General features: G+C 63.6%; 7 protein-coding genes. 5 read left to right on the forward strand and 2 right to left on the reverse strand.

Annotated features, from left to right (window positions below):
- The first annotated feature begins 6 nt into the window (after nt 1–6).
- The 4 genes from hisS (at nt 7) to EV664_RS18680 (ending at nt 4,607) form a co-directional block, all read left to right on the forward strand.
- Nucleotides 7–1,257 carry a histidine--tRNA ligase gene (gene hisS, locus EV664_RS18665; RefSeq protein WP_133497163.1) on the forward strand — a complete coding sequence of 417 codons (1,251 nt, stop codon included), beginning with the start codon at nt 7–9 and terminating at the stop codon, nt 1,255–1,257.
- 370 nt (nt 1,258–1,627) lie between these two features.
- Nucleotides 1,628–2,707: a peptide chain release factor 1 gene (gene prfA, locus EV664_RS18670; protein ID WP_133497164.1), complete on the forward strand. Its 1,080-nt coding sequence runs from the start codon at nt 1,628–1,630 to the stop codon at nt 2,705–2,707.
- A gap of 98 nt (nt 2,708–2,805) precedes the next feature.
- Entirely contained in the window at nt 2,806–3,624 is an 819-nt protein-coding gene (gene prmC, locus EV664_RS18675; RefSeq protein ID WP_133497172.1) for a peptide chain release factor N(5)-glutamine methyltransferase, read from the forward strand.
- A 263-nt stretch (nt 3,625–3,887) separates the two neighbouring features.
- Nucleotides 3,888–4,607, forward strand: coding sequence for a DUF4167 domain-containing protein (locus tag EV664_RS18680; RefSeq protein ID WP_308423543.1), 720 nt, complete (start codon nt 3,888–3,890; stop codon nt 4,605–4,607).
- A gap of 90 nt (nt 4,608–4,697) precedes the next feature.
- On the opposite strand, the gene EV664_RS18685 is transcribed toward EV664_RS18680, so the two are convergent.
- A complete protein-coding gene (locus EV664_RS18685) occupies nt 4,698–5,021 on the reverse strand; it encodes a hypothetical protein (protein ID WP_133497166.1) in 324 nt (107 codons plus the stop codon).
- Nucleotides 5,022–5,085: 64 nt separating this feature from the next.
- Between EV664_RS18685 and EV664_RS18690 the strand changes: the two genes are divergently transcribed.
- Entirely contained in the window at nt 5,086–5,514 is a 429-nt protein-coding gene (locus tag EV664_RS18690) for a CBS domain-containing protein (protein ID WP_133497167.1), read from the forward strand.
- A gap of 10 nt (nt 5,515–5,524) precedes the next feature.
- Here EV664_RS18690 and EV664_RS18695 read toward each other — a convergent pair whose 3' ends face one another.
- Nucleotides 5,525–6,994, reverse strand: coding sequence for a lipopolysaccharide biosynthesis protein (locus EV664_RS18695; RefSeq protein WP_133497168.1), 1,470 nt, complete (start codon nt 6,992–6,994; stop codon nt 5,525–5,527).
- Nucleotides 6,995–7,153: the final 159 nt, after the last annotated feature.

The following is a 7,153-nucleotide window of genomic DNA, read 5'->3' on the forward strand; positions in this document are numbered from 1 at the left end:
CTCCTCATGGCAAAAAGCGATACTCCCAACCGTATCCGGGGCACCCAGGATATTTTCGGCGACGATCAGCGGCGCTTCGCCCGCGTCGTCGATACGTTCGAGCGCGTGCGCGCGCTGTACTGTTTTCAGCGGCTCGAAATTCCGATTTTCGAGGCGACCGGCGTGTTTGCCCGTTCGATGGGCGAAACCAGCGATGTCGTGTCGAAGGAAATGTACAGTTTCGAGGATAAGGGCGGCGATTCGATCACGCTGCGCCCCGAATTCACTGCCGGAATCGCGCGCGCTTTCGTCACCGGGGGGTGGCAGCAGCACATCCCGATGAAGCTTGCGACGCATGGGCCGGTGTTCCGCTATGAACGCCCGCAAAAGGGACGCTATCGCCAGTTTCATCAGATCGATGCGGAGATACTCGGCGCGGCCGAGCCCGCCGCCGATGTCGAATTGCTGGTGCTCGCCGATCAGCTGCTCCACGAACTGGGCATCGCGGACGGCGTGACGCTGCAGCTCAACACGCTGGGCGATGCCGAGACGCGCGAGGCATGGCGCGCTGCGCTGGTCGCGCATTTCTCGGCGCATCGCGATTCGCTGTCGGAGGACAGCAAGGCGCGGCTGGAACGCAACCCGCTGCGCATCCTCGACAGCAAAGACTCTGCGGACCGCCCGATCGCCGATTCGGCGCCCGATATCGATGCCTATCTGACGGACGAAGCGCGCAGCTTTTTCGAAGCGGTGACGAGCGGGCTTGATGCGGCCGGGGTCGCATGGACGCGCAACAGCCGGCTGGTGCGCGGCCTTGATTATTATCGCCACACCGCGTTCGAATTCGTCACCGACCGGCTGGGCGCGCAAGGGACTGTGCTCGCGGGCGGCCGCTATGACGGGCTCATTGAAACGCTGGGCGGCAATCCGACTCCCGGTGTCGGCTGGGCGGCGGGGATCGAGCGGCTGGCGATGCTGATCGATGAGCCGCAGGCGCAGGGCGTCGATGCGGTGGTGGTTCCGCTTGGCGATGCTGCGTCGGAAAAGGCGCAGGGCGTCGTGGCGGCGCTGCGCCGCGCGGGCCTTGCCGTCGATATGGCGTTTCGCGGCAATATGAAGAAGCGCATGGCGAAGGCCGATGCGCTCGGCGCGCGCTATGCGGTGATCCTGGGCGATGACGAACTGGCGCGCGGTGAGGCGGGGGTGAAGAATCTCGCGACCGGGGAGCAGCAGCCGGTCGCGCTGGATGCGCTGGCCGAAGCGCTGCGTACCGCATGACCGATATACGTCTTCATTACGTGCTCCCGCGAAGGCGGGAGCCCAGGGCGGCAGGCGCTTCGTCCAAAGGCTCTGGACTCCCGTTTTCGCGGGCGTACGGGCGAAGGGAAGCGAAGTTCGATGACCCTTGTTCCGAGCTCCTGCAGTGCTCCCGCGCAGGCGGGAACCCGGAGTCGCAACCGCTTCGCCCGATCGCGCGGGACTCCCGCTTTCGCGGGAGTACGGGCGAGGGAAAGCGGCGTTCGATGATCCGCGTGTCGACTTCCTGCAGTGCTCCCGCGCAGGCGGGAGCCCAGGGCGGCAGCAGCTTCGTTCGACCACTCCGGACTCCCGCTTTCGCGGGTGTACGGGCGAGGGAAGGTGCGGACGCGTGACCCGTATTCCGGCAGACCGAATCGCCGCCATTGAGGCGCGGCGCGACGAGTTGCAGGCGATGATGGCGACCGGCGACTTGCCGTCGGACAAATTCGTCGCGGTGTCGAAGGAATATGCCGAGATCGAGCCGGTGGCGCGCGCTGCGGCAGAGGTTCGCCGCCTGCGCGATGAGGGTAAGAGCCTCACCGAAATGACGCGCGACAGCGATGCCGAGCTGCGCGAAATGGCTTCGGCCGAACTCAGCGACAATCAGGACGCGCTTGCCGGCGCGGAACGGGCGCTGGCGCTTGCGCTGCTGCCGCGCGATGCCGCCGATGAACGTTCGGCGATGCTCGAAATCCGCGCCGGGACGGGCGGCGACGAAGCGGCGCTGTTCGCGGGCGATTTGCTGCGCATGTATCAGCGCTATGCCGATAGCCGGGGCTGGCGGGTCGAGCTGATCTCGGCCAGCGCTTCCGAAGCGGGGGGGTACAAGGAAGTCATCGCCACCGTGTCGGGCACCGGCGTGTTCGCCGCGCTGAAATTCGAGAGCGGCGTCCACCGGGTGCAGCGTGTGCCGGTGACCGAAAGCGGCGGGCGAATCCATACCTCTGCAGCCACGGTCGCGGTGCTGCCCGAGGCCGAAGAAGTCGATGTTCAGATCGACGACAAGGATCTTCGCATCGATGTCTATCGCTCTTCCGGAGCGGGGGGGCAGCATGTCAACACAACCGATTCGGCGGTACGGATCACGCATATTCCGAGCGGAATCGTAGTGACTCAGCAGGATGAAAAATCGCAGCACAAGAACCGCGCCAAGGCGATGAAGGTGCTGCGCACCCGCCTGTACGAGGCCGAGCGCGAGCGGATGGCGAGCGACCGGGCGGGCGCGCGAAAATCCATGGTCGGATCAGGCGATCGGTCCGAACGAATTCGTACCTATAATTTTCCGCAAGGCCGGGTGACCGACCATCGTATCAACCTGACGCTGCATCGCCTGCCCGAAATTCTGCAGGGCGAGATGGATGAGCTGATCGGCGCGCTGGTGGCTGAAGATGAGGCGGAACGACTCGCCAGCCTCGAAGAATCGGCATAAGCTCGCCCGCGAATTCGTTCGTTTCGGGCGAGATCGGGAATATCGGCGGCGAAAGGCCTACCCCCATGCGTGACGATCCTGCCGCCATGCCCGACACGATGCGCGATACGGTTCGCGCCGCGCTGTTCGCCGCCGGCGATGCGCTGCGCGGGGTTTCGGACACGCCGCGGCTCGATGCCGAATTGCTGATGGCGCATGCGCTGGGCCTATCGCGCGACACGCTGATCCTCTCCCGGCTCGACGATCCGGAGCCCGACGGCTTTGCGCAGCTGCTCGCCCGGCGGAGCGCGCAGGAACCGACCGCCTATATTACCGGCAAGCGCGATTTCTGGACGATCACGCTGGAGGTCGGACCCGGCGTGCTGGTGCCGCGCGCCGATAGCGAAACGCTGATCGAGGCGGCGCTCGATCATTTCGGTGCGGCGGGCCCCGCGACGATTCTCGATCTCGGCACCGGGCCGGGGACGCTGCTGCTCGCCGCGCTCGACCAATGGCCGAGAGCGAGCGGGCTGGGGGTCGAGCGCTCCTACGTCGCGCGCGGCTTTGCGACGCGCAATGCCATGCGGATCGCGCCGGGACGCGCGGAAATCCGGGAGGGCGACTGGGCGAAGGGCGTGGCGGCGCGCTTCGATCTGGTGCTGTGCAATCCCCCTTATGTCGAAAGCGGCGCGTTGCTTGATGCGCAGGTCGGCGAATATGAACCGCATGAGGCGCTGTTCGCTGGCGAGGACGGTCTCGACGATTACCGTATTCTCGCCGGGCAGTTGCGCGATGTCATGGCGCCGGGCGGGATCGCGATCCTTGAAATCGGGGCGGGTCAGGAGGCAGCAGTCAGCGCTCTCATGCGGGAACAGAATTTCGCCGTGACGTGCCGAACCGACCTTGGCGGGCGACCGCGCGCACTGATCCTCGCTTGAAATGCAAGAAAAGAGCAACATATTTCCCCTTGGATAATGTCCGGCGACCCGCTAAGGCTGTGGTCAGGGGAAAGTACCGACAACCTGTTAAACGGTTCGGAAACAGGGCTTGCCCTAATTCAACGTCATGTGCGCTGCTGCAGTCCGGCAGCCATGGCAGGCGAGGTTTGGTCGCTATCGGCGGCTGTCTCGCGAGTATGACTCGCATCCGGGAAGGATGGATCGAGGGACATCGTTTTTGACAACAGGACTTTGATATCTTGATGACCAATCGTCAGGCCGGCCGCCGTCGCGGCCGCGGGGGACAGCGTTCGCCCAATAATCGCGACAACGGCAACCGTATCGACAGCCGCAATCGCGGAAATGCCGCCCAGCTTCTGGAGAAGTACAAGAATCTGGCGCGCGATGCCCAGATGTCGGGTGATCGTGTGAACACCGAATATTATCTGCAATTCGCAGATCATTATTTCCGCGTGCTCAACGACAATCGCCAGCGCCAGGAAGAGAATAAACGCCAGCGTTACGATAATTCGGACGACGATGGCGACGATCAGGATTTCGATTCGGAAGATCGCGAAGAATCGCGGCGCGACGATCGTCGGGACGACCGTCGTAACGGCCGGTCGAACCGTCATCCGGGCAATAGCGACCGCGATTCCTCCGACCGCGATTCCGGCGATGGCGATGAGCGTCAGGAAGAGCAGGAGGCACCGCGCCCCCGTGCCAAACCGCGCACGCGCAAAACCGAAGAGGCCGCCGTTCCTGCTGTGAGCGAAGGCGAGGAAGAAGCCAAGCCGCGTCGCCGCGGCCGTCCGCGCCGCGAACCGAACGCGGATGCGGGCGAGGGTGAGGCAAAGGGCATCGATGCCGATCGCCTTCCCCCGAAGCTTGCCAGCGACAATAGCGATGATGAGGAAAAGCCGCGCCGCCGTCGCACGCGCAAGGTAAGCGATGAGGATGAGGCAGCGTCGAACGCAGCCTGATTCGCTTCGGTTCCGCTAAAGAAAAGGCCGGTTCGCGGATGCGTGCCGGCCTTTTGCGTATTGGCGCCGGTGCCCGCCGCAGGCGGCCCGTCACTCCTGACCGTGATGACGCCGCGCCTCTTCTTCGGCATCGCGGTTGAAGCGATCTACGGCTTCGTCATGGCCGGACCCCGAACTTAGAAAGACCAGCCCCATCAGCGCGGCGGCCATCATGATCGACAGGCCGACGCCCAGCCCGGTCGCGATCGCAAGGTGCAGCCGCATTGCGCCCAGCCACCACCAGAGCAGCAGCACGCTTCCCACCGCGACCAGTGCGGAGAAGGCACCCATCCATTTCAGGATGGTCCGGTAGCGCGCCCAGGCGAGCTCGGCATAGCGGCGATCCTCCAGCGGTGAAAATTCGTTCGGGTCCATGGCTTTCAATTGGGGCCGAAACGTGAAATCCTCAAGCTTCTCTTAGGAGAGAGGAGAATAAGCGATGACTATCGCGGCGATCCTGACGGGAAAGGGCAATGACGTGCTCACCGTCGATGCAGATACCAGTGCAGCGGATGCGGTCACCTTACTCGCACAGCGAAAGATCGGCGCGATGCCGGTCATGGAAAGCGGTAAAGTGGCGGGCATTTTTTCCGAACGTGACATGATCTATTGTCTGGCGAAAGAAGGCCCCGAAGCGCTTGCCCGGTCGGTGCGCGCGTTGATGACGTCGCCTGCGGTGACGGTCGAGCCCGAGCATAAGGTACTCGACGCGCTGGCGGTAATGACCATGCGGCGGATTCGCCATCTGCCGGTGGTGCAGGACGGTCGGCTGATCGGGCTGGTCTCAATCGGCGATCTGGTCAAATATCGAATCGACCGGATCGAAAAAGAGGCCGATGCGATGCGCGATTATATTCGACAGGCATAAGCGGCATCCGTCAGCGCCGGACAAGGCCCCATATTTCCGCCACCAGCGAGCGGGCGAACAGCATCAGCAACGCGCCATAGCTCGCTGCGCCCGTGGCAACCAGAATGGCGAGCCGCGAAACCGGCGGCAGCGTCTGCGCGAATGCGCCATCGACCATAAGGCATAGCGCAGCCATCGCGGATGCAGCGAGCAGCGGCGGCGCAATAGCGGCTCCAACCGCGCGCCACCGCGCGCCGATCACAGGAAGCGTTCGTCGTGCCGAGATGAATAGGTAGAGGGGATAGGTTGCCAGCCAGGACGCGGCGAGGCCGGTGACGCCCCAGCGGACCCCCGCCAGAAATCCGATCGATAACAGGATCGCCCCTGTGGCAGAGTTCCGCGCGCTGATCCCCGGCCGCCCCATCGCATCGCTTGCAGGGGCGAACAGCACCTGAAGCGTCATGAACGGCATGGCGAGCGCGAGCAGCCGGACGATCGGCCCGGCCTCGATCCATTTCGCGCCCAGCATTACGGCGACCAGCGGCTCGGCGGTGACCGCAAGGCCGAGATAAAATGGCATGGCAGCGACCATGATGACGCGCACCGACTTCACAAAGGCATAGCCGACCGCGCTTTTGTCCTGCTGAATCCGGGCATAAGCGGAAAAGGCGACTTCGTTCACCGGCGGCACGAACTTCGACACGAAGATCTGGGTGAGGAACAGGCTGGTCGTATAGATGCCCAGCAGGTGCGGGTCGAAATGACGCCCGGCGATGAATACATCCGCCTGACTCTGCACGAACCAGAAAATCTGCCCCGCCGCCATCAGTCCGCCATAGCGCGCGAGGCTACCCGCGCCGCGAAAGTCGAAGCTCGGTCGCATCCATGCCCGCGCCGCCCACATCATCCCGATCGCGCGAACCGAAAACAGCGTGATCGGCGCCAGCACCAGGGTCCATACGCCCAGCCCCGCCATGGCTCCGGCGAGCGCTGCGCAGGCACCCGAGATGGCGGACGCGAAATTGACCTGCGCCTGACGCCGAAACTCCATGTCGCGCGCGAGCAGTGCGAAGGGGAAGGCGATGAATGGCGTGGTGATATAGATGAGCGCCTCGACACGAAGCATATGCGCCACCATCGGCTGGCGGAAATAGGCGGCGGCAAGCGGCGCAAGCGCTACCTGAAGAATCGCCAGCGCCAGATTCACCAGAATCAGCATCCCGAAAATCTGGCGCATCGCATGGCGGTCGACCGATTCGCGCTGAATGAGTCCGCTCGCAAGACCATAGCCGTTGAGCATGTTGAGCAGGACGAGCACGACCTGCGTCATCGCATAGAGGCCATAATCGGCGGGATTGAGGATGCGAATCACGAGGAATGTCGACGCCCAGGTGATTAATTGCCCGAGAATCTGCGTTCCCGACCGCCAGATAACGGCGCTGCGCACCTGATTCCTTAACGATTCGGAAGCCTGATTCGGCTGATTCGGGGTGTCGTTCATGCGAAAAGGCTATGCACCGATATCGTTAAAGACGCCAAAACCCGCGGAAAACCAGTCTTTTTTAAAAAGATGTCGGAAAAGTTTCAAAAAGGGTTTGACGGGTGTGGGGTGTATGCGTAGAAGCCACTTCACCGACGCGGCGGGCCACACGGAACGCTT

The organism is Stakelama pacifica (assembly GCF_004361835.1).
GTDB classification, from domain to species: Bacteria; Pseudomonadota; Alphaproteobacteria; order Sphingomonadales; family Sphingomonadaceae; genus Sphingomonas; species Sphingomonas pacifica.